Source organism: Sinorhizobium psoraleae, assembly GCF_013283645.1.
Taxonomy (GTDB): domain Bacteria; phylum Pseudomonadota; class Alphaproteobacteria; order Rhizobiales; family Rhizobiaceae; genus Sinorhizobium; species Sinorhizobium psoraleae.
This window is the reverse complement of sequence record NZ_JABEKV010000004.1, coordinates 93,912-117,791: the sequence shown is the minus strand read 5'-3', so window position 1 is coordinate 117,791 and position 23,880 is coordinate 93,912. Positions and strand designations below refer to the sequence as shown.

General features: G+C 59.6%; 20 protein-coding genes and 4 tRNA genes. 3 read left to right on the top strand and 21 right to left on the bottom strand.

The features are described from left to right. Nucleotides 1-27 precede the first annotated feature (27 nt). From fusA to ILFOPFJJ_RS34695, 4 genes are all read right to left on the bottom strand, one after another. Complete coding sequence (gene fusA / locus ILFOPFJJ_RS21455) at nucleotides 28-2,127, bottom strand: elongation factor G (RefSeq protein WP_173512606.1); 2,100 nt, start codon at nucleotides 2,125-2,127, stop codon at nucleotides 28-30. A 30-nt stretch (nucleotides 2,128-2,157) separates the two neighbouring features. Beyond that, nucleotides 2,158-2,628 (bottom strand): 30S ribosomal protein S7, encoded by a 471-nt coding sequence (gene rpsG / locus ILFOPFJJ_RS21450; RefSeq protein ID WP_153439690.1) that lies wholly within the window; start codon nucleotides 2,626-2,628, stop codon nucleotides 2,158-2,160. A gap of 57 nt (nucleotides 2,629-2,685) precedes the next feature. Then, nucleotides 2,686-3,057 carry a 30S ribosomal protein S12 gene (gene rpsL / locus ILFOPFJJ_RS21445; protein ID WP_003507760.1) on the bottom strand — a complete coding sequence of 124 codons (372 nt, stop codon included), beginning with the start codon at nucleotides 3,055-3,057 and terminating at the stop codon, nucleotides 2,686-2,688. Nucleotides 3,058-3,201: 144 nt separating this feature from the next. Continuing rightward, the gene (locus ILFOPFJJ_RS34695; protein ID WP_210267524.1) at nucleotides 3,202-3,519 is read right to left on the bottom strand and encodes a hypothetical protein; all 318 of its coding nucleotides are present in this window, start codon (nucleotides 3,517-3,519) and stop codon (nucleotides 3,202-3,204) included. A gap of 111 nt (nucleotides 3,520-3,630) precedes the next feature. Between ILFOPFJJ_RS34695 and ILFOPFJJ_RS21440 the strand changes: the two genes are divergently transcribed. After that, a complete protein-coding gene (locus ILFOPFJJ_RS21440; protein ID WP_136504346.1) occupies nucleotides 3,631-3,927 on the top strand; it encodes a transcriptional regulator in 297 nt (98 codons plus the stop codon). A 117-nt stretch (nucleotides 3,928-4,044) separates the two neighbouring features. Here ILFOPFJJ_RS21440 and rpoC read toward each other — a convergent pair whose 3' ends face one another. The 14 genes from rpoC to ILFOPFJJ_RS21370 form a co-directional block, all read right to left on the bottom strand. After that, nucleotides 4,045-8,250, bottom strand: coding sequence for a DNA-directed RNA polymerase subunit beta' (gene rpoC / locus ILFOPFJJ_RS21435; protein WP_173512605.1), 4,206 nt, complete (start codon nucleotides 8,248-8,250; stop codon nucleotides 4,045-4,047). A 185-nt stretch (nucleotides 8,251-8,435) separates the two neighbouring features. Next, the gene (gene rpoB / locus ILFOPFJJ_RS21430) at nucleotides 8,436-12,578 is read right to left on the bottom strand and encodes a DNA-directed RNA polymerase subunit beta (RefSeq protein WP_173512604.1); all 4,143 of its coding nucleotides are present in this window, start codon (nucleotides 12,576-12,578) and stop codon (nucleotides 8,436-8,438) included. A 266-nt stretch (nucleotides 12,579-12,844) separates the two neighbouring features. Further along, entirely contained in the window at nucleotides 12,845-13,225 is a 381-nt protein-coding gene (gene rplL / locus ILFOPFJJ_RS21425; protein ID WP_173512603.1) for a 50S ribosomal protein L7/L12, read from the bottom strand. 58 nt (nucleotides 13,226-13,283) lie between these two features. Next, nucleotides 13,284-13,802, bottom strand: a complete 519-nt coding sequence (gene rplJ / locus ILFOPFJJ_RS21420; RefSeq protein WP_173512602.1) for a 50S ribosomal protein L10 — start codon at nucleotides 13,800-13,802, stop codon at nucleotides 13,284-13,286. Between the two features lie 431 nt (nucleotides 13,803-14,233). After that, a complete protein-coding gene (rplA, locus tag ILFOPFJJ_RS21415; RefSeq protein ID WP_173512601.1) occupies nucleotides 14,234-14,932 on the bottom strand; it encodes a 50S ribosomal protein L1 in 699 nt (232 codons plus the stop codon). Between the two features lie 4 nt (nucleotides 14,933-14,936). Beyond that, a complete protein-coding gene (gene rplK / locus ILFOPFJJ_RS21410) occupies nucleotides 14,937-15,365 on the bottom strand; it encodes a 50S ribosomal protein L11 (protein ID WP_173512600.1) in 429 nt (142 codons plus the stop codon). Between the two features lie 214 nt (nucleotides 15,366-15,579). After that, entirely contained in the window at nucleotides 15,580-16,110 is a 531-nt protein-coding gene (gene nusG / locus ILFOPFJJ_RS21405; protein WP_173512599.1) for a transcription termination/antitermination protein NusG, read from the bottom strand. A gap of 16 nt (nucleotides 16,111-16,126) precedes the next feature. Next, on the bottom strand, nucleotides 16,127-16,327 hold the full coding sequence (secE, locus tag ILFOPFJJ_RS21400; protein ID WP_136504339.1) for a preprotein translocase subunit SecE: 201 nt from the start codon (nucleotides 16,325-16,327) through the stop codon (nucleotides 16,127-16,129). 199 nt (nucleotides 16,328-16,526) lie between these two features. Then, nucleotides 16,527-16,602 (bottom strand) — tRNA-Trp (locus ILFOPFJJ_RS21395). Nucleotides 16,603-16,757: 155 nt separating this feature from the next. Next, a complete protein-coding gene (locus ILFOPFJJ_RS21390; protein WP_173512598.1) occupies nucleotides 16,758-17,651 on the bottom strand; it encodes an NAD-dependent epimerase/dehydratase family protein in 894 nt (297 codons plus the stop codon). Nucleotides 17,652-17,826: 175 nt separating this feature from the next. Beyond that, nucleotides 17,827-18,492, bottom strand: a complete 666-nt coding sequence (locus ILFOPFJJ_RS21385) for a hypothetical protein (RefSeq protein WP_173512597.1) — start codon at nucleotides 18,490-18,492, stop codon at nucleotides 17,827-17,829. 336 nt (nucleotides 18,493-18,828) lie between these two features. Next, nucleotides 18,829-20,004, bottom strand: a complete 1,176-nt coding sequence (gene tuf, locus ILFOPFJJ_RS21380; RefSeq protein ID WP_173512596.1) for an elongation factor Tu — start codon at nucleotides 20,002-20,004, stop codon at nucleotides 18,829-18,831. 263 nt (nucleotides 20,005-20,267) lie between these two features. Further along, nucleotides 20,268-20,341 (bottom strand) — tRNA-Gly (locus tag ILFOPFJJ_RS21375). Between the two features lie 22 nt (nucleotides 20,342-20,363). Then, nucleotides 20,364-20,448, bottom strand: a tRNA-Tyr gene (locus ILFOPFJJ_RS21370). A gap of 214 nt (nucleotides 20,449-20,662) precedes the next feature. Here ILFOPFJJ_RS21370 and ILFOPFJJ_RS21365 point away from each other — a divergent pair. Further along, the gene (locus ILFOPFJJ_RS21365) at nucleotides 20,663-21,538 is read left to right on the top strand and encodes a TrmH family RNA methyltransferase (RefSeq protein WP_173512595.1); all 876 of its coding nucleotides are present in this window, start codon (nucleotides 20,663-20,665) and stop codon (nucleotides 21,536-21,538) included. Between the two features lie 22 nt (nucleotides 21,539-21,560). Here the strand turns inward: ILFOPFJJ_RS21365 and ILFOPFJJ_RS21360 are convergent, their stop codons facing one another. Together ILFOPFJJ_RS21360 and ILFOPFJJ_RS21355 are read right to left on the bottom strand one after the other, a co-directional pair. Beyond that, on the bottom strand, nucleotides 21,561-21,833 hold the full coding sequence (locus ILFOPFJJ_RS21360; RefSeq protein ID WP_173512594.1) for a hypothetical protein: 273 nt from the start codon (nucleotides 21,831-21,833) through the stop codon (nucleotides 21,561-21,563). A 109-nt stretch (nucleotides 21,834-21,942) separates the two neighbouring features. Next, a complete protein-coding gene (locus ILFOPFJJ_RS21355; RefSeq protein ID WP_173512593.1) occupies nucleotides 21,943-22,563 on the bottom strand; it encodes an FMN-dependent NADH-azoreductase in 621 nt (206 codons plus the stop codon). A gap of 138 nt (nucleotides 22,564-22,701) precedes the next feature. On the opposite strand from ILFOPFJJ_RS21355, the gene ILFOPFJJ_RS21350 reads away from it, so the two are divergent. Continuing rightward, nucleotides 22,702-23,640, top strand: coding sequence for a LysR family transcriptional regulator (locus ILFOPFJJ_RS21350; protein WP_173512592.1), 939 nt, complete (start codon nucleotides 22,702-22,704; stop codon nucleotides 23,638-23,640). Nucleotides 23,641-23,732: 92 nt separating this feature from the next. On the opposite strand, the gene ILFOPFJJ_RS21345 is transcribed toward ILFOPFJJ_RS21350, so the two are convergent. Then, nucleotides 23,733-23,808 (bottom strand) — tRNA-Thr (locus ILFOPFJJ_RS21345). Between the last annotated feature and the right edge of the window lie 72 nt (nucleotides 23,809-23,880).

The window sequence follows — 23,880 nt, the reverse complement described above, 5'->3', positions numbered from 1 at the left end:
TTCTGTTTCAGCGCGAGGCTATTCCGGTCACTTCTGACCGGAATACTTCGCCTGGATTTCCTGCGCGACGTTCGACGGAACCGGCGCGTAGTGATCGAACAGCATCGTGTACTGAGCGCGGCCCTGCGACATGGAGCGCAGGTTGTCCACGTACTTGAACATGTTCGCGAGCGGCACGTGGGCATTGATCACCACGGCCACGCCGCGCGCTTCCTGGCCCTGGATCTGGCCACGGCGAGAGTTCAGGTCACCGATCACGTCACCGACGTAATCTTCCGGCGTGACGACCTCGACCTTCATGATCGGCTCGAGGAGCTGAGCACCGGCCTTCTTTGCTGCTTCACGGAAGCAGGCACGCGAGGCGATTTCGAACGCCAGGACCGACGAGTCGACGTCGTGGAAGGCACCGTCGATGAGCGTCGCCTTGACGCCCAGCATCGGGAAGCCAGCGAGCGGACCCGAGGACAGAACGCTTTCGATACCCTTCTGAACGCCCGGGATGTATTCCTTCGGAACAGCACCGCCGACGATCTTGGATTCGAACACGAAATCTTCGCCTTCCGGGTTCGGTTCGAAGACGATCTTGACGCGCGCGAACTGACCGGTACCGCCGGACTGCTTCTTGTGCGTGTAGTCTTCTTCGTGCTGACGCGTGATGGTTTCACGGTAAGCAACCTGCGGAGCACCAACCGAAGCTTCGACCTTGAACTCGCGACGCATGCGGTCGACGATGATGTCGAGGTGAAGTTCGCCCATGCCGGCGATGATCGTCTGGCCGGATTCCTCGTCGGTCTTGACGCGGAAGGACGGATCTTCTGCTGCCAGGCGGTTGAGCGCGAGGCCCATCTTTTCCTGGTCGCCCTTGGTCTTCGGCTCGATCGCGATCTGGATAACCGGCTCGGGGAATTCCATACGCTCGAGGATAACCGGCTTCAGCGGATCGCAGAGCGTGTCGCCCGTGGTGGTTTCCTTGAGACCTGCGAGAGCAACGATGTCGCCAGCGAAGGCTTCTTCGATGTCTTCACGGGAGTTCGAGTGCATCTGCAGCATGCGGCCGACGCGCTCGCGCTTTTCCTTGACCGTGTTCATCACCGACGTGCCCTTTTCGAGCTTGCCGGAATAGATGCGGGCGAAGGTCAGCGAACCGACGAAGGGGTCGTTCATGATCTTGAACGCCAGCATCGAGAGCGGCTCGTTGTCGTCGGCCTTACGGGTGATTTCACCTTCGGTCTTGACGTCGATGCCCTTGATCGCCGGGATATCGACCGGGGACGGGAGGTAGTCGACGACGGCGTCGAGCAGCGGCTGAACGCCCTTGTTCTTGAAGGCCGTGCCGCAGAACATCGGGTGGAACTTCACGTCGATCGTGCCGCGACGAACCAGTTCACGGATCTTGTCGTTGTCCGGATAGGTACCTTCCAGGTAGGCTTCCATAGCCGCTTCGTCGATCTCGACAACGGTCTCGATCAGCTTTTCGCGGTATTCTTCGGCCTTTTCCTTCATGTCCGCCGGAATCTCGACGACGTCCCACTGGGCGCCGAGCGACTCATCGCGCCAGACGAGAGCGTTCATCTCGATCAGGTCGACAACGCCCTTGAATTCGCTTTCGGCCCCGATCGGGAGCTGCATGACGACGGCCGTTGCGCCGAGACGGGTCTTGATCATCTCGACAGAGCGGTAGAAGTCCGCGCCGGTCTTGTCCATCTTGTTGCAGAAGATCATGCGCGGAACATTATACTTCTCAGCCTGACGCCAGACGGTTTCGGTCTGCGGCTCAACACCAGCGTTAGCGTCGAGCAGCGCGATGGCGCCGTCGAGAACGCGCAGCGAACGCTCGACTTCAATGGTGAAGTCAACGTGGCCGGGGGTGTCGATGATGTTGAAGCGGCGCATCTTGCCGTCACGGCCCTTCCAGAAGGTCGTGGTGGCAGCAGACGTGATCGTGATGCCGCGTTCCTGCTCCTGCTCCATCCAGTCCATGGTTGCGGCGCCGTCGTGGACTTCGCCGATCTTGTGGGACTTGCCGGTGTAGTAAAGGATGCGCTCGGTCGTCGTCGTCTTGCCGGCGTCGATGTGCGCCATGATACCGAAATTTCGGTAATCTTCGATTTTATATTCGCGAGCCATGAGAGACTGCCTTTCAGGACCTGTTCCAGATTACCAACGGTAGTGCGAGAACGCACGGTTGGCATCAGCCATCTTGTGGGTGTCTTCGCGCTTCTTCACGGCGCTGCCACGGTTGTTCGCTGCATCCATGAGTTCGCCGCAGAGGCGATCGACCATGGTCGTTTCGTTGCGCTTGCGTGCGGCCGCAATCAGCCAGCGAATGGCGAGGGCCTGGCGACGCTCCGGACGGACATCGACCGGAACCTGATAGGTAGCACCACCGACGCGGCGCGAACGCACTTCAACGTGCGGAGCAATGTTGTCGAGCGCGGAATGGAACACAGCGATCGGTTCCTGCTTCAGCTTCGACTGGACCGCATCGAAAGCACCATAGACGATGCTTTCAGCAACGGACTTCTTGCCGTGCAGCATGATTGCGTTCATGAACTTCGTGACAACCAGATCACCGAACTTCGGATCCGGGTTGATCTCACGCTTTTCTGCTCTGTGACGTCGGGACATACTTCTCGTCTCTCAACTTTTAAAAACTTGACCAGCGAAATGGCGCCGGTTGCGATGTTATTTCGGACGCTTCGCGCCGTACTTGGAGCGGCGCTGCTTGCGGTTCTTCACACCCTGCGTATCGAGAACGCCACGGATGATGTGGTAACGAACACCGGGAAGGTCCTTTACGCGGCCGCCGCGGATCATGACCACGGAGTGCTCCTGCAGGTTGTGACCTTCGCCCGGAATGTAGCCGATAACTTCGAAGCCGTTCGTCAGGCGGATCTTTGCAACCTTACGCAGAGCCGAGTTCGGCTTCTTCGGGGTCGTCGTGTAGACGCGGGTGCAAACGCCGCGCTTCTGCGGGTTTTCCTGCAGAGCAGGAACCTTGTTGCGCTTTACCTGTGCCTGACGCGGCTTGCGGATCAGCTGGTTTACGGTAGGCATGTAACCATCCCTTGCAAAATCTTGTCTCGTTACCCTTTCGGGCGGATCGTTGCCGTCGCCGGCGGTCTCGAACGCCTATGAAATGCGCAAAAGGAGGGCCGATCCGCTTTTCCGCAGATGGCCCCACCAAAAGCAGAGGACGCACTATCTCGCGCGTCTTGCGTGCAGCATTTTTGTCTTCAGCGTGCGTTTCGAACCTTGTTTGAGGCGAACTCCAGAACGCGACGTTCCGAACCAGCCAGCCTCACATGGGCTCCGATGCGGCGGGGTGTACTGATTTCGGGGCCATCCGTCAAGGGCAATTAAGAAATATTCTGGCTTGCGCAGCCCTGCCATGCCTGGAAAACAAGGCTTTGGCGGCAGGTCGGTCCGGCGGCGTCGCAAAGATTGCGCCTCAACGCCGGTATTGTCCTTCGCAATTAAGGAATCAGCAACTTCTTTCTGAATCTTTTCCACGATCATGCGTCGGCGATGCCGGTCGACTGATTCCCACAGCCGTTTCCTATTTCCCTATTTTTTTCGCGCGCTGTCGAAAAGCGCGCTAAGATCGCGCAAAACTCGAAAGGACATCCCATGCCCGTTACGCCGGACAACGACAATGTGCCAGACGAACCGCTGGTTTTCATCATCATCGGCAAGGCCTACGAAGCCGACGGCGACGACGAGGGTATCGACATCCATGTGATGCTGCGGGCGCCCGACGACGATACCGCCGTGCGCGAGGCACTCAATGCGCTCGCCGAAGAAGGCTTCCTCCAGGCGGATCTCGATCAGATCGGAACCTTGACGGATATCCCGGATGAAGAGCCGCACGCCTCTGCCTATCAGGGCGCACTGGAGGGTGAGGTAGCGATCATCCGCTTCGCATAACGGAACCGCGCGGCTCGTATTGCCTGCACAGACGGAATGACAAAGCCGCCCGGATCGCTCCGGGCGGCTTCTTTACTCTCTGGGGGAGCGGGCGCTGGTCGCGCCCACCCCTTGCGATCATTCGGCCGCGGCGTTCTCGTTCGCCATGTCGGCGAGCATCGGAGTCGCAGCATCCGCACCGGTGCCCTTGCGGCGCTCTTCGAGAATCATCTCGTCGCGCGCCGTTGCGATGCGGCGGATCTGCGTCATGGTACCGCCGGTACCGGCCGGGATGAGGCGGCCGACAATGACGTTTTCCTTGAGCCCCTGCAGACCGTCCATCTTGCCCGCGACAGCAGCCTCGGTCAGGACCTTGGTGGTTTCCTGGAACGAAGCGGCCGAGATGAAGGACGGCGTCTGCAACGACGCCTTGGTGATGCCGAGCAGAACCGGATCGCCGAAGGCGGGCTTCTTGCCTTCCGCAATCAGCGCGTCGTTGACATCCTCGAGCTCGATGCGGTCGACGTTGTCGCCGACGATATAGGTCGAGTCACCGGCATCGGTGATTTCAACCTTCTGCAGCATCTGCCGAACGATGACTTCGATGTGCTTGTCGTTAATGACAACGCCCTGCAGACGATAGACTTCCTGGATTTCGTTCACGAGGTAGGAAGCAAGCGCTTCCACGCCCTTGATCGCCAGAATGTCATGCGGCGCCGGGTTGCCATCGAGGATATAGTCGCCCTTCTCGATGTAGTCGCCATCCTGAAGATGGAAGGGCTTGCCCTTCGGGATCAGGTATTCGACCGGCTCGACACCGTCTTCCGCAGGCTCGATCAGCACGCGACGCTTGTTCTTGTAGTCGCGGCCGAAACGAACCGTACCATCGATCTCTGCAATGATGGCGTGATCCTTCGGACGACGAGCCTCGAACAGTTCCGCAACGCGCGGCAGACCACCGGTGATGTCCTTGGTCTTGGCGCTTTCGAGCGGCGAACGGGCGAGAACGTCACCCTGGCTCACCTTCTGCCCCGGCTCGACCGAGAGGATCGCATCAACCGACAGCATGAAGCGAGCTTCACCACCACGCGACAGCTTGGCGATGGCGCCGTTCTTGTCCTTGATGACGATCGCCGGCTTGAGGTCGGTGCCGCGCGGCGTCGAACGCCAGTCGATAACCTGGCGCTTGGTGATGCCGGTCGACTCGTCCGTCGCTTCGAGCACCGAGATGCCGTCGACCACGTCCTCGAAGTGAACGGTGCCTTCCACTTCCGTCATCATCGGACGGGTGTAAGGGTCCCATTCGGCGAAACGCTGGCCGCGCTTCACCTTGTCGCCATCGTCGACGAAGATCTTTGAACCATAGGCGACGCGCTGCGAGGATCGCTCAACGCCGCGTTCGTCCAGGATCTGGATCGCCATGTTGCGGCCCATGGCAACGAGTACGCCATCGGAGTTGCGCAGCATGTTGCGGTTCTTGATCTGAACCGTACCTTCGTAGGACGCTTCCAGGAACGACTGGTCGACCACGGTCGCGGTACCACCAAGGTGGAAGGTACGCATGGTCAACTGCGTGCCCGGCTCACCGATCGACTGTGCCGCGATGACGCCGACGGCCTCGCCCATGTTGACGGGCGTACCGCGAGCCAGGTCGCGACCGTAGCAGACGCCGCAGACGCCGGTCTGGATCTCGCAGGTCAGCGCCGAACGAATGCGGACCGACTGGATACCGGCCTTCTCGATCTCGACCACATCGGCTTCCAGGATCATCTTGCCGGCGTCGACGATACGCTCACCGGTGACCGGGTTGTCGATGTTGTCGAGCGCGGTACGACCAAGGATGCGCTGGCCGAGCGAAGCAACGACCTGACCGGCGTCAACGATCGCCGTCATGGTGAGGCCCTTGTCGGTGCCGCAATCCGTATGCGTGACGATGCAGTCCTGCGCCACGTCGACGAGACGACGGGTCAGGTAACCGGAGTTCGCAGTCTTCAAGGCGGTATCCGCCAGACCCTTACGGGCACCGTGCGTCGAGTTGAAGTACTCGTTCACGGTCAGGCCTTCCTTGAAGTTCGAGATGATCGGCGTTTCGATGATCTCGCCCGACGGCTTGGCCATGAGGCCGCGCATACCGCCCAGCTGGCGCATCTGGTTCGGCGAACCGCGGGCGCCCGAGTGCGACATCATGTAGATCGAGTTCATCGGCTTCTGGCGACCATTGTCGTCGAACTCGACCGCCTTGATGCGCGCCATCATTTCTTCGGCGACCTTTTCAGTCGCCTTGCCCCAGGCGTCGACAACCTTGTTGTACTTCTCGCCCTGGGTAATGAGGCCGTCATTGTACTGCTGCTCGTATTCCTTCACGAGCGCTTCGGTATCGCCGACGATCTTCACCTTGGTATCGGGGATCACCATGTCGTCCTTGCCGAACGAAATGCCGGCGCGGCAGGCATGCGAGAAACCGAGCTGCATGATCCGGTCGCAGAAGATCACCGTGTCCTTCTGACCGCAGTGGCGGTAGACCGTGTCGATCATCTTCGAGATGTTCTTCTTCGTCATCTCCTGGTTGCAGATGTCGAACGGAATGTTGGGATTCTTCGGCAGGAGTTCGCCGATGATCATGCGGCCGGGCGTCGTTTCATAGATCTTCGAAACCGGGTTGCCCTCGGCATCGACGGTCTTGTAGCGGCCGCGGATCTTGGCATGCAGCGTTACGGCTTTGGTTTCCAGAGCATGGTGCAGTTCGCCCATGTCGGAGAAAGCCATGCCTTCGCCCGGCTCGTTCTGGTTCATGATCGACAGGTAATAGAGGCCGAGAACCATGTCCTGCGACGGAACGATGATCGGCGCACCGTTTGCCGGATGCAGGATGTTGTTCGTCGACATCATCAGAACGCGTGCTTCAAGCTGAGCTTCGAGCGACAGCGGCACGTGAACGGCCATCTGGTCGCCGTCGAAGTCGGCGTTGAAGGCGGTGCAGACGAGCGGATGCAGCTGGATCGCCTTGCCTTCGACAAGAATCGGTTCGAACGCCTGGATGCCCAGCCGGTGCAGCGTCGGGGCGCGGTTCAGGAGAACCGGATGCTCGCGGATGACCTCGTCGAGGATATCCCAGACTTCCGGCTTTTCCTTTTCGACCAGCTTCTTGGCCTGCTTGACGGTCGAGGAGTAACCCTTGGCGTCGAGGCGGGCGTAGATGAACGGCTTGAAGAGTTCGAGCGCCATCTTCTTCGGCAGGCCGCACTGATGCAGCTTGAGTTCCGGACCGGTCACGATGACCGAGCGGCCGGAATAGTCGACGCGCTTGCCGAGCAGGTTCTGACGGAACCGGCCCTGCTTGCCCTTCAGCATGTCGGAGAGCGACTTCAGCGGACGCTTGTTGGCGCCGGTGATGACGCGGCCGCGACGGCCGTTGTCGAACAGCGCATCGACGGATTCCTGCAGCATGCGCTTTTCGTTGCGGATGATGATGCCCGGCGCGCGCAGCTCGATCAGCCGCTTCAGACGGTTGTTACGGTTGATCACGCGGCGATAGAGATCGTTCAGGTCGGACGTCGCGAACCGACCGCCGTCGAGCGGAACGAGCGGGCGCAGATCCGGCGGGATCACCGGAACGACCTTCATGATCATCCATTCCGGACGGTTGCCGGATTCCATGAAGTTCTCGACGATCTTCAGCCGCTTCATCAGCTTCTTCTGCTTCAGATCCGAGGTCGTCTCGGCCATTTCCGAGCGCAGATCGCCAGCGATCTTCTCGAGATTCATCGAAGCGAGCATCTCGTAGATCGCCTCGGCGCCGATCATCGCCGTGAACTGGTCTTCGCCGAACTCGTCAACGGCGAGCATGTATTCTTCTTCGCTGAGGAGTTGGTTCTCCTTGAGCGAAGTCAGGCCCGGTTCGGTGACGATGTAGTTTTCGAAATAGAGAACGCGCTCGATATCCTTCAGCGTCATGTCGAGCAGCGTGGCGATACGGCTCGGCAACGACTTCAGGAACCAGATATGGGCAACGGGCGCCGCGAGCTCGATGTGGCCCATGCGCTCGCGACGAACGCGCGACAACGTGACTTCGACGCCGCACTTTTCGCAGATGATGCCCTTGTACTTCATGCGCTTGTACTTGCCGCACAAGCATTCGTAATCCTTGATCGGACCGAAGATGCGGGCGCAGAACAGACCGTCGCGTTCCGGCTTGAAGGTACGGTAGTTGATCGTCTCCGGTTTCTTGATCTCACCGTAAGACCAGGAAAGAATCTTCTCCGGCGAGGCGATCGAAATCCGGATGGAATCGAAAGTCTGTGCAGGCACCTGCGGATTGAAAAGATTCATGACCTCTTGGTTCATGCCTGTCTCCTTTGCGGGCATTACGCCCTGAGCTTGGCGGGGGTGCCGGCAAATCCCGGGCGCCGGCCCCTGCCCTATAAACAGCTAAAACCGCATCGGGTGCGGCCCTGTTCCTACCGCGGACAAGAAACTGCCCTGCGGCGGAAACGGTGCGTGCCGCGACGCGGCACGCACCTGATGTCGTCTTACTCTGCTGCGTCCGGCAGTTGCGCCGCGGCGCCGAGGTCGTCGACCTTCGAGTTTTCGAGCTCGACACTGAGGCCCAGCGAACGCATTTCCTTGACGAGAACGTTGAAGCTCTCCGGAATGCCTGCCTCGAACGTGTCGTCGCCCCGGACGATCGCCTCGTAGACCTTGGTACGGCCAGCAACGTCGTCCGACTTGACCGTTAGCATTTCCTGGAGCGTGTAGGCCGCGCCGTAAGCTTCCAGCGCCCAGACCTCCATTTCCCCGAAACGCTGACCGCCGAACTGCGCCTTGCCGCCCAGCGGCTGCTGGGTAACGAGCGAGTAAGGACCGATCGAACGGGCGTGGATCTTGTCGTCGACCAGGTGGTTGAGCTTCAGCATGTAGATGTAGCCCACGGTCACCTGACGGTCGAACGGTTCGCCGGTGCGGCCGTCGAAGAGGGTCGACTGACCGGTCACCTTTAGACCTGCCTTGTTCAGCATCTCATTCACGTCGGCCTCGACGGCACCGTCGAAGACCGGCGTCGCGATCGAAACGCCACGGCGGGTCTGCTCGGCCAACCGAACCACCGACTCGTCGTCGTACTGCTTGATCGGCTCGCCCTTCGGACCGGATCCAATGACGTCGTCGATCGTTGCACGCAGCGGCTTGATGTCGCCGTTTTCCCGGTACGCATCGAGCATCGCGCCGATCTTCTTGCCCATGCCGGCGCAAGCCCAGCCAAGGTGGGTTTCGAGGATCTGACCGACGTTCATGCGCGACGGCACGCCGAGCGGGTTCAGCACAACGTCGACATGGGTACCGTCCTCGAGGAACGGCATGTCTTCGATCGGCACGATGCGCGACACGACACCCTTGTTGCCGTGACGGCCGGCCATCTTGTCGCCCGGCTGGATCTTGCGCTTCACAGCGACGAAGACCTTGACCATCTTCATGACGCCCGGAGGCATTTCGTCGCCGCGCTGGACCTTCTCGACCTTGTCCATGAAGCGCTGTTCAAGGCGCGACTTGGATTCATCGTACTGACCGCGGAGCGCTTCGATTTCGCCCTGAGCCTTCTCGTCCTCGATGGCGAACATCCACCACTGCGAGCGCGGATATTCGCTGACGACGGCGTTCGAAAGCTCGGTGCCCTTCTTGAAGCCCTTCGGACCGGCAACCGCGACGTGACCGCGCAGCATATCGACCAGACGCGCATAGACGTTACGATCGAGGATCGCCTGTTCGTCGTCGCGGTCCTTGGCGAGGCGTTCGATTTCCTCGCGCTCGATCGCCATCGCGCGCTCGTCCTTCTCCACGCCGTGGCGGTTGAAGACGCGCACTTCGACGACCGTACCGAACGTGCCCGGAGGCATGCGCATGGAGGTATCACGGACATCCGAGGCCTTTTCACCGAAGATCGCGCGCAGAAGCTTTTCTTCCGGCGTCATCGGGCTTTCGCCCTTCGGCGTGATCTTGCCGACGAGGATGTCGCCCGGCTGAACTTCGGCACCGATGTAGACGATACCGGCTTCGTCGAGGTTCTTCAGCGCTTCTTCCGAAACGTTCGGAATATCGCGGGTGATTTCTTCCGGACCAAGCTTGGTATCGCGCGCCATCACTTCGAATTCTTCGATGTGGATGGAGGTGAACACGTCGTCGCGCACGATCCGTTCGGAAAGCAGGATCGAGTCTTCGTAGTTGTAGCCGTTCCAGGGCATGAACGCGACGAGCGCGTTGCGGCCGAGAGCCAGATCGCCGAGGTCGGTCGAAGGACCGTCCGCGATGATGTCGCCCTTGTTGAGAACGTCACCGACGGTGACCAGCGGGCGCTGGTTGACGCAGGTGTTCTGGTTCGAACGCTGGAACTTCTGCAGGCGATAGATATCGACGCCGGACTTCGAAGGATCGAGGTCTTCCGTAGCGCGGATGACGATACGCGTCGCATCGACCTGGTCGACGACACCGCCGCGGCGGGCAGCGATCGCAGCACCGGAGTCGCGGGCGACGACCGGCTCCATGCCGGTGCCCACGAACGGGGCTTCCGCACGCAGCAGCGGCACGGCCTGGCGCTGCATGTTCGAGCCCATCAGCGCGCGGTTGGCGTCGTCGTTCTCGAGGAACGGAATGAGCGCCGCGGCGACGGAGACAAGCTGCTTCGGCGATACGTCCATCAGGTTGATGTTGTCGCGCGGCGCCAGCATGACTTCGCCGGAGTGACGGCAAACGACGAATTCCTCCGCGAAGGAGCCGTCGTCGTTCAGTACCGAGTTCGCCTGCGCGACGTGGTACTTCGCTTCTTCCATCGCCGACAGATAGACGACGTCGTTCGTGACCTTGCCGTCGACGATCTTGCGGTACGGGCTCTCGATGAAGCCGTACTTGTTGACGCGGGCGAAGGTTGCGAGCGAGTTGATCAGACCGATGTTCGGACCTTCCGGCGTCTCGATCGGGCAGATACGGCCGTAGTGGGTCGGATGAACGTCGCGGACTTCGAAGCCCGCACGCTCGCGGGTCAGACCACCCGGGCCAAGAGCCGAAAGACGGCGCTTATGGGTGATTTCCGAAAGCGGGTTCACCTGGTCCATGAACTGCGACAGCTGCGAGGAACCGAAGAACTCGCGAACGGCGGCTGCGGCCGGCTTCGCATTGATCAGATCCTGCGGCATGACCGTGTCGATTTCGATCGAGGACATGCGTTCCTTGATCGCGCGCTCCATGCGCAGGAGACCGAGACGATACTGGTTCTCCATGAGCTCGCCGACCGAGCGAACACGGCGGTTGCCGAGGTTGTCGATGTCGTCGATCTCGCCCTTGCCGTCGCGCAGCTCGACGAGCATCTTGACGACAGCAAGAATATCTTCCTTGCGGAGCGTGCGAACCGTGTCCGGAACGTCAAGGTCGAGACGCATGTTCATCTTCACGCGGCCGACAGCCGAGAGATCGTAGCGCTCGGCGTCGAAGAACAGCGTGTTGAACATGGCTTCGGCAGAATCCATGGTCGGCGGCTCGCCCGGGCGCATAACACGATAGATGTCGAACAGCGCGTCCTGGCGGTTTTCGTTCTTGTCGGCGGCAAGCGTGTTGCGGATATAGGCGCCGACATTGATGTGGTCGATGTCGAGAACCGGGATCTCTTCGAAGCCAGCCGAGAGGATGACGGGAAGCGTCTTCTCGTCGATCTCGTCGCCGGCTTCCAGGTAGATCTCACCCGTACCGTAGTTGACGACGTCTTCGGCAAGGTAATTACCGTAAAGATCGTCGTCGGTCGCCTTGAGCGCCTTCAGGCCCTTGTCCTGCAACTGACGCAACAGGCGCGGGGTGAGCTTCTTGCCGGCTTCGACAACGACTTCACCGGTATCGGCGTCGACCATGTCGGTGATCGCCTTCTGGCCCTTGAGGGCATCCGGCTGGAACGGCACGCGCCAGCCTTCGCCGTCGCGCTGGTAGAGCGACTTCGTGTAGAAGGTGTCGAGGATCTCTTCACCGTCCATGCCGAGCGCCATCAACAGCGACGTCACCGGAATCTTGCGGCGACGGTCGATGCGGGCGTGCACGATGTCCTTGGCGTCGAATTCGATGTCGAGCCATGAACCGCGATACGGAATGACGCGCGCTGCGAAGAGCAGCTTGCCGGACGAGTGGCTCTTGCCCTTGTCGTGATCGAAGAACACGCCTGGGGAGCGGTGCATCTGCGAAACGATGACGCGCTCGGTGCCGTTGACGATGAAGGTACCGTTGTCCGTCATGAGCGGCATGTCGCCCATGTAGACGTTCTGTTCCTTGATGTCCTTAATCGACTTTGCGCCCGTGTCTTCGTCAATATCGAACACGATCAGGCGCAGCGTCACCTTCAGCGGCGCCGCATAGGTGAGGTCACGCTGGCGGCATTCTTCGACGTCGAACTTCGGCGGCTCGAATTCGTAGGACACGAACTCGAGCATGGAAGCGCCCGAGAAATCCTTTATCGGAAATACCGACTTGAAAACGGCTTGAAGGCCCTCATCAGGGCGTCCACCCTTGGGCTCTTCAACCATAAGAAATTGGTCGTAGGACGCCTTCTGAACCTCGATGAGGTTCGGCATCTCAGCGACTTCGGGAATTTTTCCAAAAAACTTGCGTACGCGCCTGCGACCGTTAAACGAAAGGGTCTGAGCCATCGTCGCTCCTTGTCAATCTTGCATCCGGGCCTGCAACGGACGGGAACCGATGGCCAGTCGATCCCGTCAATCAATGGGTAGTTCAATCTCGTCCAACTTCCGGAAAACGCCCAGCGCGGATTGCTGTGCTGTCCTCCGTTCGAGACCATCCTCTTGAAGAACCCATTACCCAAAAGCCGTTTTCGACAGGCTTTTGGGTAATATGTTCTAAAAACGGTCAAAGAGAGGCGGCCAAAACGGCCACCCCTCCTTTGCATTTCGTCGAATTACTTGACGTCAACCTTGGCGCCAGCGTCTTCGAGCTTCTTCTTGAGGTCCGCAGCTTCAGCCTTGGAAACGCCTTCCTTGACCGGCTTCGGAGCGCCTTCGACCAGGTCCTTGGCTTCCTTGAGGCCGAGGCCGGTGATGGCGCGGACTTCCTTGATGACGTTGATCTTGTTGGCGCCGGCGTCCGTCAGGACGACGTCGAACTCGGTCTTCTCTTCTTCAGCCGGGGCAGCAGCGCCAGCAGCGCCGCCAGCGGCAGCAACTGCTACCGGAGCAGCAGCAGAAACGCCCCACTTTTCTTCGAGAAGCTTCGAAAGTTCTGCAGCTTCCAGAACGGTCAGCGAGGAGAGGTCTTCAACGATCTTTGCGAGATCAGCCATTTTACTTTTCCTTTTGTTCGGTTCGAACTGGTTCTAAATACAACAGCGAAATTCCGCCTCAGGCGGCTTCGTCCTTCTTGGCATAGGCCGAGAACACGCGAGCAAGCTGACTTGCCGGTGCTGCGACAACCGTCGCGACGCGGGTTGCCGGGGCATTGAGAAGGCCCAGCAGCTTCGCGCGCAGCTCGTCGAGCGAAGGCAGGGTCGCAAGCGACTTGACACCTTCGGCGTTGAGCGTGGTTGTCCCCATGGCGCCGCCGAGCACAACGAGCTTATCGTTGGTCTTGGCGAAATCCACGACGACCTTCGGAGCCGTTACAGGGTCAGTGCTGTATGCAATCAGCGTCTGCCCCTTGAAGAGATCGGTCATCCCTTCAGACTCCGTGCCCTGAAGAGCGATCTTGGCCAGGCGGTTTTTCGCGACTCTGACGGTGCCGCCAGCAGCGCGCATCTTCGAACGGAAGTCGTTCATCTGCGCAACTGTGACACCAGCATAGTGGGCCACGACAACCGAACCGGAAGCCTTGAAGACTTCGTTCAGCTCCGTGACGAATTCGCGTTTTTCCGCTCTTTCCACTGTCTGTCTCCAGTTGACAGGGTTGCTTCACGCAGCCCTGCCGGGTTTGCCTTTGTCACCCGGGATCATGCTCGATCCCAAGCAACGCTTAAGGATCCTGTCCCTTGGCGTTCCCGGAAGAGCCGGGTCTGACACAAGGCAAGCGAGGTTCGAACCGAATTTCGACGCCGAAGGCGTTGTTCAAAATTCAGATCTTACCCGTCTCATGCGGGCAATGGTGATTAAGGTAAAACCACCCGCAATCTCGGACAGGAGTTCCGGACTTTAGGTCCGGATTTCCGGCCCCGAAAGGCCGGAAATTCTGTTTCGGGCCGAAGCCCCTGCATGTTTTCTCCTTGGATCGGATCCGATTTAAGAAAACATGCAGCAATTCAAAGCGCTATAGCGATCTTTGTGCGTATATACAGACGCACGGCGCTATAGCATTTGGGTCAGGCGACGCTCAGCGTTGCCGGATCGATCTTGAGGCCCGGACCCATGGTCGAGGAGATCGCTACGCGCTTGACGTAGTTGCCCTTGGCGCCAGCCGGCTTTGCCTTGATCACGGCATCAGCGAAGGCGCGGATGTTTTCTTCCAGCGCCTTTGCATCGAAGGACGCCTTGCCGACGCCGGCGTGAACGATACCGGCCTTTTCGACGCGGAACTCGACCGCACCACCCTTGGAGGCCTTGACGGCAGCGGCTACGTCCATGGTGACCGTGCCCACCTTCGGGTTCGGCATCATGCCACGCGGACCGAGAACCTTACCGAGACGGCCGACGAGCGGCATCATGTCCGGGGTCGCGATGCAGCGATCGAAGTCGATCTTGCCGCCCTGGACAATCTCGACGAGGTCTTCGGCGCCGACGACGTCAGCACCGGCGGCCTTGGCTTCGTCAGCCTTCGCGCCGCGCGCGAAAACGGCAACGCGAACCGAGCGGCCGGTGCCGTTCGGCAGGTTGACAACGCCGCGGACCATCTGGTCGGCGTGGCGCGGATCGACGCCGAGGTTCATGGCGACTTCGATGGTTTCATCGAACTTTGCCGTCGCACGCTCCTTGACCAGCGTTACGGCTTCACCGAGGCCGTAGGTCTTCGCCGGATCGATGCCCTCGCGGGACTTCTGTACACGCTTTGCAATCTTCGCCATGGTCTTAGCCCGTCACTTCCAGGCCCATGGAGCGGGCAGAGCCCTCGACCATTGCCATTGCGCCTTCGATATCGGCCGCGTTGAGGTCCTTCATCTTGGCCTCTGCGATCGTACGGATCTGAGCCTTGGAGATCGAGCCGGCCCTGGCCTTGCCCGGGGTCTTCGAGCCCGACTGGATCTTTGCTTCACGCTTCAGGAAGTAGCTGACCGGCGGCTGCTTCATGACAAAGGTGAAGGACTTGTCCTGGTAATAGGTGATGACGACCGGAATCGGCATACCCTTTTCCATTTCCTGCGTAGCGGCATTGAACGCCTTGCAGAATTCCATGATGTTAATGCCACGCTGACCAAGCGCAGGACCGATCGGCGGCGACGGATTCGCCGAGCCGGCCTTCACCTGCAGCTTGAGCTGGCCTGCAACTTTCTTAGCCATTTCTCTCTGCCTCTGAATGCCTCTTCACGATCAAATCGGAAGAGGAACTGTTGAGCCGGTCGCCCGGCCATTTACCGGTCTCTCGACCGGCGGCTGCGGTTGCGTGGTGCGGACAATCCGACCCGGCTAAGACCGGACACCTCCCACGCGCATGCGGATCACTCCGCCGGAACAGGCCAGTCGGCCCGCCCATCCCTTTTTAAACCTATGGTTTTCAGACCTTTTCGACCTGGCCATATTCCAGCTCGACGGGGGTCGCGCGACCAAAGATCGAAACCTCGACCTTCAAGCGCGACCGCTCTTCATCGACATCCTGGACGATGCCGTTGAAGGATGCGAACGGACCATCCGATACCCGGACCTGCTCGCCGATCTCGAAAGAAACCGACGGCTTCGGACGATCGACACCGTCCTGGACCTGACCAAGGATCCGCTCTGCCTCATGATCCGGAATCGGAACGGGCTTGCTATCGGTCCCGAGGAAACCCGTGACCTTCGGCGTATTCTTGATGAGGTGATAGGCCTCATCGGTCAGATTGGCGCGAACAAGCACGTAGCCCGGAAAAAACTTGCGTTCCGCGTCGACCTTGCGGCCGCGGCGGATCTCGACGACCTTTTCCGTCGGAACGAGAATCTTTTCGAAAAGGTGATCCAGACCTTTCTGCTTGGCCTTTTCCTCGATCGACTCGGCGACCTTCTTTTCGAAATTCGAATAGGCGTGAACGATATACCAGCGCGCAGCCATGCTACTCTCCACCCAATCAAGCGCCAACGTTGAGGACGAGGCTCATCAGCCAGCCCATCAACTGGTCCGCACCAAAGAAAAAGGCGGCGGCAAAAGAGACCATGACAAAGACCATCAGCGTCGAGATCATCGTCTCGCGCCGTGAAGGCCAAGTCACTTTTGACGTTTCGGAGCGAACTTGCTGCAGAAACGTGAACGGATTCGTTTTGGATGCCATAAAATGCTCACGCCATTACGGCGCGTAAAGCCGATGATTCAGCCCCACGCACCGCGTGTCTGTTTGGACCCTACATAAAGACCGATTCCGAAAACCACAAGAGCCAATCAGTCTTTTTGTGAATATAAAAAGGCGGCCGCGCCGCCCTACCTTTTTTCATTCTGGCCGAATTCAGACGATGAGGCAAGAATGACGAAACTGGCAGGGGCAGAGGGGCTCGAACCCCCGACCTGCGGTTTTGGAGACCGCCGCTCTACCAACTGAGCTATACCCCTAGATCGAAACGCCAACCGGCCAAATGGCCCGCACGCGTCTCAGGTCAGCGGCTTCATATTCAGTTTGCCGGACGCTTTCAAGCGCATTTGCGGCAAAAGGGAAAAAAGTTCCAAGAAAATTTCGCGGCCGCAACGCTGCAAGCAGTCGCGGCGCTTCAATTCTCCAACTGGACGTATTTCCGCCAGTCATGTTCCTCCTTGAACCCGAGAACCTCGCGAATCTTCCTGTTCGAGAGAAGACCTTCGAACTCGCCGATCTCTCTTTTGAAGGGAACATTCGGATAAAACCGCCTGGCAAGTTCACGCGAAGGCGTGTTGGCCGAGACCGTGTCGTTCGCGGCGTTGAATATCGTAAAGCCGAGGCCGTCCTTCTCTATGCAGAGCTTGACGATCTGGCCGAGATCGCGCGCATCGATGTAGCTCCAGGCAATCCTTTTGCGGATTTCGGGATTGGCGAAATAATGCGGGAAATTCGCATATTCATGCGGCTCGATCACGTTGCCGATGCGCAATGCATAGATGTCGAACCCCGAGCGTTCGGCAAAGGCGCGCGCCGTCTTCTCGTTCACCACCTTGGAGAGACCGTAGGAGTCCATCGGATTGACGTCGTAGTCCTCCTCCAGAGGGAATTGGTGGAAATCGCGATGACCCTCCGCAAAGCAGACGCCGTAGGTCGTCTCGCTGGAAGCAACGATGATCTTGCGGATACCGAGCTTCACCGCCGCCTCGATCACGTTGTACGTGCCCATGACATTGACCCGGAAGGTCTCGTTATCCGGCTTGATGAGAATGCGCGGAATGGCGGCAAAGTGCACGACGGCATCGAAGGACTGCTGCCCCCGATCGAGATCGGGAAAGTCCCGATGCATCGACAGCGCATTGAACATCTGGCCACTATCGGTGATGTCGGCCATGAGGTTCGTGACGCCGGGGCTTTCGAGCGGAACGAGGTCGACATTGTGCACCTCGTAACCCGCCTCAACAAGATAAGGTACCGCATGCCGCCCGGCCTTGCCTGCGCCGCCGGTAAAAAGAATACGCTTTTTCATGACGCCTCCCCTGCTGCAGGTTTCCTTAAATCCGAGCCAAATTAAGGAAACATGCAGCAATTCAAAGTGCTGCAGCGACCTGCGCGTCTCAAAGATGCACGGCCTGCAGAAAGCGAAGCAATAGTTAGCTGCTTTGTTCTTTTGCACAAGATGCGCCCACGTCGCATGCCGCACATCACCATCGCAGGCTGTAGCGGATATCGAACACGCTGCGGGGCGCCAACAACGGGTCGGCGACTGCGGCCCCGAGCTGTAAATTGCCGAACTTCTGCTCGAAGCCAATGCGGCTCAAGCCGCTGATGCCGTCGCTGGAAAGCTCACCCTGCGCGACAAGTGACGTCCGGGTCGCTGGAGATGCGAGCCGGGCTGTTTGCGTCAGCCTCGGCTGGGCGCAACTGTTCTCATAGGCGTTGCACTGAAGGGCGATGCTGCGGTGGACCTCCGCATCGAGTGTCGGCGTCACAATCCATGTTCGCGCGGTACCGGCGCCCACATTGCTGGTGCCGGTCAAGGCGTTGAAGTCCATGTTGAATAGAGAGGAGCGCGTGGTCGCCCGTCCCTTGCTCTTGCGCGAAAGCGACCCCCAGAGGCGTACGGGGGCGGTGGGCGGCTTGATCTTGCCCGACGACTCCGCGCCCATCGAGAATTCCGCCCCGGCGGTTGTATCCCATTGCCCCGGGAAACGCATGCCGAGCCGAAGCCTGTAGGCGTTGGCTCCGGTCTTTGCAGGTGCCCAGATAAGCGGGCCGTCGTCGGCGGCCGATGCCGATTGCCGAAAAGGCCCGACACAAACAAAAGCTATGCCAATCGCGGCGAGGCGCGTAGCGATACTTCTTTTCATTTGGGATTCCGATCCTCGGTCGCAACCGTTGCCGTTCCGGCAAAATCGTCAGGCTCGGAAAATAGCACAGATCGGAGGCGATGACCTTATGTTAATCGGCCGCAACGCACCGAACTGCGTGAGGACTGTTGCAAACATCACACGCAAACAATTTCAGAATGACACCCGCCTCCCACTGCATATTCCTTGAATCGGAGCCGATTTATGGACCCGAAACATGCAGCAATTCAAAGTGGTACAGCGACTTCTCGCATCTGGAAAACGCAGGCCCTGCACATTGCAATGAAAAAGCCCCGCAGTTGCCTGCGGGGCCTCGAAATCCGGATGTGCCGGAAATTACTCGATGATCGAGGCGACGATGCCTGCGCCGACGGTGCGGCCGCCTTCGCGGATGGCGAAGCGCAGCTTTTCTTCCATCGCGATCGGCACGATCAGCTCGACGTCAACCGTCACGTTGTCGCCCGGCATCACCATTTCCGTGCCTTCCGGCAGCGTCACGATGCCGGTCACGTCCGTCGTGCGGAAGTAGAACTGCGGACGGTAGTTGGTGAAGAACGGCGTATGACGGCCACCCTCTTCCTTCGTCAGAATGTAGGCTTCCGCCTTGAACTTCTTGTGCGGCTTGACCGAACCCGGCTTGCACAGGATCTGGCCACGCTCGACGCCGGTGCGGTCGACACCGCGCAGGAGCGCACCGATGTTGTCGCCGGCCTGGCCCTGGTCGAGCAGCTTGCGGAACATTTCAACGCCCGTGCAGGTCGTCTTCGTCGTCGGACGGATGCCGACGATCTCGACTTCCTCACCGACCTTGACGATGCCGCGCTCGACGCGACCGGTCACAACCGTACCGCGGCCCGAGATCGAGAACACGTCTTCGATCGGCATCAGGAACGGCAGGTCGATCGGACGCTCCGGCGTCGGGATGTAGGCGTCAACCGCTGCCATCAGCTCGCGGATCGCGTCTTCGCCGATCTTCTTGTCGGAATCTTCGAGTGCTGCCAGCGCCGAGCCCTTGACGATCGGAATGTCGTCGCCCGGGAATTCGTAGGACGACAGCAGTTCGCGCACTTCCAGCTCGACGAGCTCGAGCAGCTCGGCGTCGTCGACCTGGTCGACCTTGTTCAGGAACACGACGATTGCCGGAACGCCGACCTGGCGGGCGAGCAGGATGTGCTCGCGGGTCTGCGGCATCGGGCCATCGGCAGCCGAAACAACCAGGATCGCGCCGTCCATCTGCGCCGCGCCGGTGATCATGTTCTTGACGTAGTCGGCGTGGCCGGGGCAGTCGACGTGCGCATAGTGACGGTTCGGCGTCTCATACTCGACGTGCGCCGTCGAAATGGTGATACCACGGGCCTTTTCTTCCGGCGCAGCGTCGATCTGGTCATACGCCTTGAACTCGCCGAAATACTTCGTGATCGCTGCCGTCAGCGACGTCTTGCCATGGTCAACGTGGCCAATCGTGCCAATGTTAACGTGCGGCTTGTTGCGCTCAAATTTGCTCTTTGCCATGGGTACGTTTCCTGTGGTCAAATAAGATGGATCAGCCGGCTGGGCCGGTTTGTCGAGCCGTTTAAGGGTTTCGCGGGATTTGCGCAAGACTTAATTGCGTGCACGAGGATGGGGCCGCATAGCCGTCCGGCCCTTCGGTATCAAACGCCTTGCCGAACACTAGCACTCCCACCTGTCGGACGCGCGAATATTAACGCAATCATCGACATGCGGTGTTTATTTGAAGCGCAGTCTGAGCTGTCTTTGCAACGCGGGAAGCGAACTGGAGCGGGTAGCGGGAATCGAACCCGCGTATTCAGCTTGGAAGGCTGCTGCTCTACCATTGAGCTATACCCGCGGGTCTTCGATCCTGAGCAGAATGGTGGAGGGAGTTGGATTTGAACCAACGTAGGCTGAGCCAACGGATTTACAGTCCGTCCCCTTTAACCACTCGGGCATCCCTCCATTATTCTGTCGGGATCAATCGACCAAGCATTTGAGATCGTAAAGGAAGCGGCGACGTTTGTTACCGCCTCGCGATCTGCGCCGGGTATATGACCGCCCTCCTTCGTCCTGTCAACACGGCGAAACGCAAAATTTCAGAAATTCTCCACAGCCGCGCCGGCGAAGATCGCCGAAACCGTTTCCCACGTTGACCGAACGCCACTATAAGACGCGCATGACCAAGGACAAGAGCGGCGACAAGAGCGCCAAGGACACCCACTATGCCAATCTCCGGCGCGCCCATCGCGACGCCCGGCGCGAACGCGGTGAGATTCCCACGCCGCGGCAGGACAAGCGCAAGAAGATGCCCGCGGACTGGAAACCACAGGCGCTGGCGCCGGAGCAGGTGCTTCTCTACGGGCTGCACACGGTTCGCGCCGCCCTCGACAATCCGGAACGAAAAATCGTTCGGTTCTCTGTAACCCAGAACGCGGCTGCACGGCTGGACCTCGGCGACCTCTCAGCACTCCCCTTTCCGACCGAGATCGTGACGCCGCAGGACCTCGACGGGATTCTCGGGCCGGACGCGATTCATCAGGGCGTGATGCTGGAGACGCGGCCGTTGCCGCACCGCAGGCTCGAAGCGCTGCGCGACTGCCCGTTGATCCTGGTGCTCGATCAGGTGACCGATCCTCACAATGTCGGCGCGATCATGCGCTCGGCGGTGGCGTTTGATGCCGGCGCGCTCATCACCACCATGCGCCACAGCCCGACCGAATCTGGCGTGCTGGCGAAATCCGCATCCGGCGCGCTGGAACTGATCCCTTATATCCAGATCACCAATCTCGCCGATGCGATAGACGAACTGCACAAGCTCGGTTTTCTGACGATCGGTCTCGATTCTGAAGGCCCGGAACCGCTGGAAAGCACCTTTACCGGCAACAGGATCGCCCTCGTGCTCGGGTCGGAGGGCAAGGGATTGCGGCAAAAGACGCGTCAGACGGTGAAGGCGCTCGCCCGGCTCGACATGCCAGGCGCGATCAAGTCGCTGAACGTCTCCAACGCTGCGGCGATCGCGATGTATGCGGCAAGGCAGTTCCTGAAGATCTAGGCGGCAGGCGGCCGCATGGCCTTCAATTGAGGCGAATATCCGCCGTACTGAGTTGAGCCGTCGGGCAGCCGTCACGGAGTTTCTTCCACGTCGTCACGTTGAGATTCATTTCGCAGCGCGCCAGATAGGAAATGCCCCCAACCCTGATGCAGGCGGTTTGCCCGAGCTCGTATTTCGATCCGTCACGATTGCGGCAGGTGCAGCGCGCATCCGGAGGGGCCGCCAAAACGCTTCCGGCGGCCATGATCGCCGCCAGGCCCAGTGTTGCGATCAGCATCACGCGCAGGCGTTCCATCGGCGGATCATATCGCAAAACGACGACCAGCAAAAACGGAGAATGCCGGCTGCTTTCACAGCCGGCATTCTCCGCAACGAACCGATGTTTCACGGTCCATATGAAAGTCTTAGCTCGCCAGACGAAGAACGTTGCCCTGGGCAATCGTCTTCTCGGCCTCGGAAATCGCGAACTGCTTCGAATCGTCACCGAGGTTGAGGCCTTCAGCGCGGACGAATTCGACGTCGGTGATGCCGAAGAAGCCGAAGACGGTCCTCAGGTAGCTTTCCTGATGATCCATAACGGCAGCCGGGCCAGCGGAATAATGTCCGCCGCGGGTCGAAGCGATGATGACCTTCTTACCCTTTGCAAGCCCTTCCGGGCCGGCTTCGGTGTAACGGAAGGTCTTGCCGGCGACGGCGAGACGGTCGATCCAGGCCTTCAGCTGGCTCGGAATGGAGAAGTTGTACATCGGCGCACCAACGACGACCGTATCGGCGGCGAGGAACTCTTCCAGCATCTGACGCCCGCTCTGAACGTCGGCGGCGAGAGCCGGGTCCACGCCACCGAGATCGGCCGGCGCCATGATCTGCGAACCGGTCAAGTGCTGTACACCGTTGGCGATCAGGTCGCGATAGGTGATCTCGGCGTCGGGCCGGTCGACCTTGATCTGCGAGACGACTGCCGCTGTCAGGCGGCGGGAAACCGAATGTTCTCCGAGAATGCCGGAGTCGATATGAAGGACTTTCATGGGAGCACCTTTATGTTGCGTTGCGGTGCCCCACATATGATCGGAAAACAATCGCCGGATAAGTGCGCAGATATTTGACATTCTGTTTCCTGATGGAAACAATTTATTTCAGACGAACGGCCCCGGGGGGAGACAGGAATGCAGGATCTCAATGATATTGCGCTCTTTGCAGCCGTTGTAAGAAACAATGGTTTCAGCGCGGCCGCGCGAGACCTGAATATGCCCAAGTCAAAGCTCAGCAAGCACGTCGCGCGCCTGGAAGGGCAACTGGGCGTTCGCCTTCTTGAGCGGTCGACGCGCAAGCTGCGCATGACCGAAATCGGGCGCGTTTTCTATGAACACTGCCAGGGGTTGCTGAATGGCGTGGCAGCGGCGGAAGCCGAGATTGCGGCGGTGCGCGCGGAGCCGACAGGTATCGTGCGACTCGGCTGTCCCCTGGGCTTCACCCCGATGCTTGCCGATATTCTGCCGGCATTTCACCGCCGTTATCCAGGCGTGCGCCTGCTCATCATGACGACCAACAGGCGGATCGACCTGATCGAGGAACGAATCGATGTCGCCCTGCGTGCCCGCGATCAACTTGACACCGACAATCAACTGATCGTGCGCAGGTTCGGCGAAGTGCGCCAGCGCCTTGCCGCAAGCCCGACGCTTCTCGCCCGCCTCGGTGGCATCACGATCGATAATCTGGCCCAGTTGCCGACGCTTTCGATGAACGAACAGCATCCAACCGACACCTGGCGGCTGCTGCATGCGGACGGAAGCACAATCGAAATTGCACACCGTCCGATCATAGGTTGCAGCGATTTTCTCATCCTGGAGCGCGCGGCAATCGAAGGCATGGGGATAGCGCTGCTGCCGGACCATATTTGCGAGCGCGCCTTCCGTACCGGCGTCCTCGTTCCGGTCCTGCCGGAGTGGACGTCAGGCGACGTCGTCGTCCACCTTGTTTTCCCATCGCGCCACGGCATGCTGCCGGCGACGCGGGCACTGATCGACTATCTGGCCGAGAACCTGCTCAATGCCTTGGAACGCTGCCGAGAGGTCGACCCGAAGCCCGCATCGTTCGACATATGATCAGGTGCGGATGACGCCATAGGACCAGACGCGTGTCCACCAGCGCTCGAGACAGCCCTGCCAAACCAAATTCAGTTAAGTCTTTGAAAAAATGGTGCCCCCAGAGAGACTCGAACTCCCGACCTACTGATTACAAATCAGCCGCTCTACCAACTGAGCTATAAGGGCACTTTCCGCGCTGGGAGTTATCATATTCTGATTCCGTGTAAAGCAAAAATGCGACTTCTCCGAATTTTTCGG

Bases quoted from the DNA above. Each gene is read 5' to 3' on its own strand.
- ILFOPFJJ_RS21440 (WP_136504346.1), top strand. From the start codon at position 3,631: ATGCCCGTTACGCCGGACAACGACAATGTGCCAGACGAACCGCTGGTT.
- ILFOPFJJ_RS21360 (WP_173512594.1), bottom strand. From the start codon at position 21,833: ATGGAACGCCTGCGCGTGATGCTGATCGCAACACTGGGCCTGGCGGCG.
- ILFOPFJJ_RS21355 (WP_173512593.1), bottom strand. From the start codon at position 22,563: ATGAAAGTCCTTCATATCGACTCCGGCATTCTCGGAGAACATTCGGTT.
- rpoB (WP_173512604.1), bottom strand. From the start codon at position 12,578: ATGGCTCAGACCCTTTCGTTTAACGGTCGCAGGCGCGTACGCAAGTTT.
- ILFOPFJJ_RS21365 (WP_173512595.1), top strand. From the start codon at position 20,663: ATGACCAAGGACAAGAGCGGCGACAAGAGCGCCAAGGACACCCACTAT.
- ILFOPFJJ_RS21350 (WP_173512592.1), top strand. From the start codon at position 22,702: ATGCAGGATCTCAATGATATTGCGCTCTTTGCAGCCGTTGTAAGAAAC.
- rplA (WP_173512601.1), bottom strand. From the start codon at position 14,932: ATGGCGAAGATTGCAAAGCGTGTACAGAAGTCCCGCGAGGGCATCGAT.
- nusG (WP_173512599.1), bottom strand. From the start codon at position 16,110: ATGGCTGCGCGCTGGTATATCGTTCACGCCTATTCGAATTTCGAAAAG.
- rpsL (WP_003507760.1), bottom strand. From the start codon at position 3,057: ATGCCTACCGTAAACCAGCTGATCCGCAAGCCGCGTCAGGCACAGGTA.
- ILFOPFJJ_RS21385 (WP_173512597.1), bottom strand. From the start codon at position 18,492: ATGAAAAGAAGTATCGCTACGCGCCTCGCCGCGATTGGCATAGCTTTT.
- ILFOPFJJ_RS34695 (WP_210267524.1), bottom strand. From the start codon at position 3,519: ATGATCGTGGAAAAGATTCAGAAAGAAGTTGCTGATTCCTTAATTGCG.
- rpsG (WP_153439690.1), bottom strand. From the start codon at position 2,628: ATGTCCCGACGTCACAGAGCAGAAAAGCGTGAGATCAACCCGGATCCG.
- fusA (WP_173512606.1), bottom strand. From the start codon at position 2,127: ATGGCTCGCGAATATAAAATCGAAGATTACCGAAATTTCGGTATCATG.
- rpoC (WP_173512605.1), bottom strand. From the start codon at position 8,250: ATGAACCAAGAGGTCATGAATCTTTTCAATCCGCAGGTGCCTGCACAG.
- rplK (WP_173512600.1), bottom strand. From the start codon at position 15,365: ATGGCTAAGAAAGTTGCAGGCCAGCTCAAGCTGCAGGTGAAGGCCGGC.
- rplL (WP_173512603.1), bottom strand. From the start codon at position 13,225: ATGGCTGATCTCGCAAAGATCGTTGAAGACCTCTCCTCGCTGACCGTT.
- secE (WP_136504339.1), bottom strand. From the start codon at position 16,327: ATGGCATCCAAAACGAATCCGTTCACGTTTCTGCAGCAAGTTCGCTCC.
- tuf (WP_173512596.1), bottom strand. From the start codon at position 20,004: ATGGCAAAGAGCAAATTTGAGCGCAACAAGCCGCACGTTAACATTGGC.
- ILFOPFJJ_RS21390 (WP_173512598.1), bottom strand. From the start codon at position 17,651: ATGAAAAAGCGTATTCTTTTTACCGGCGGCGCAGGCAAGGCCGGGCGG.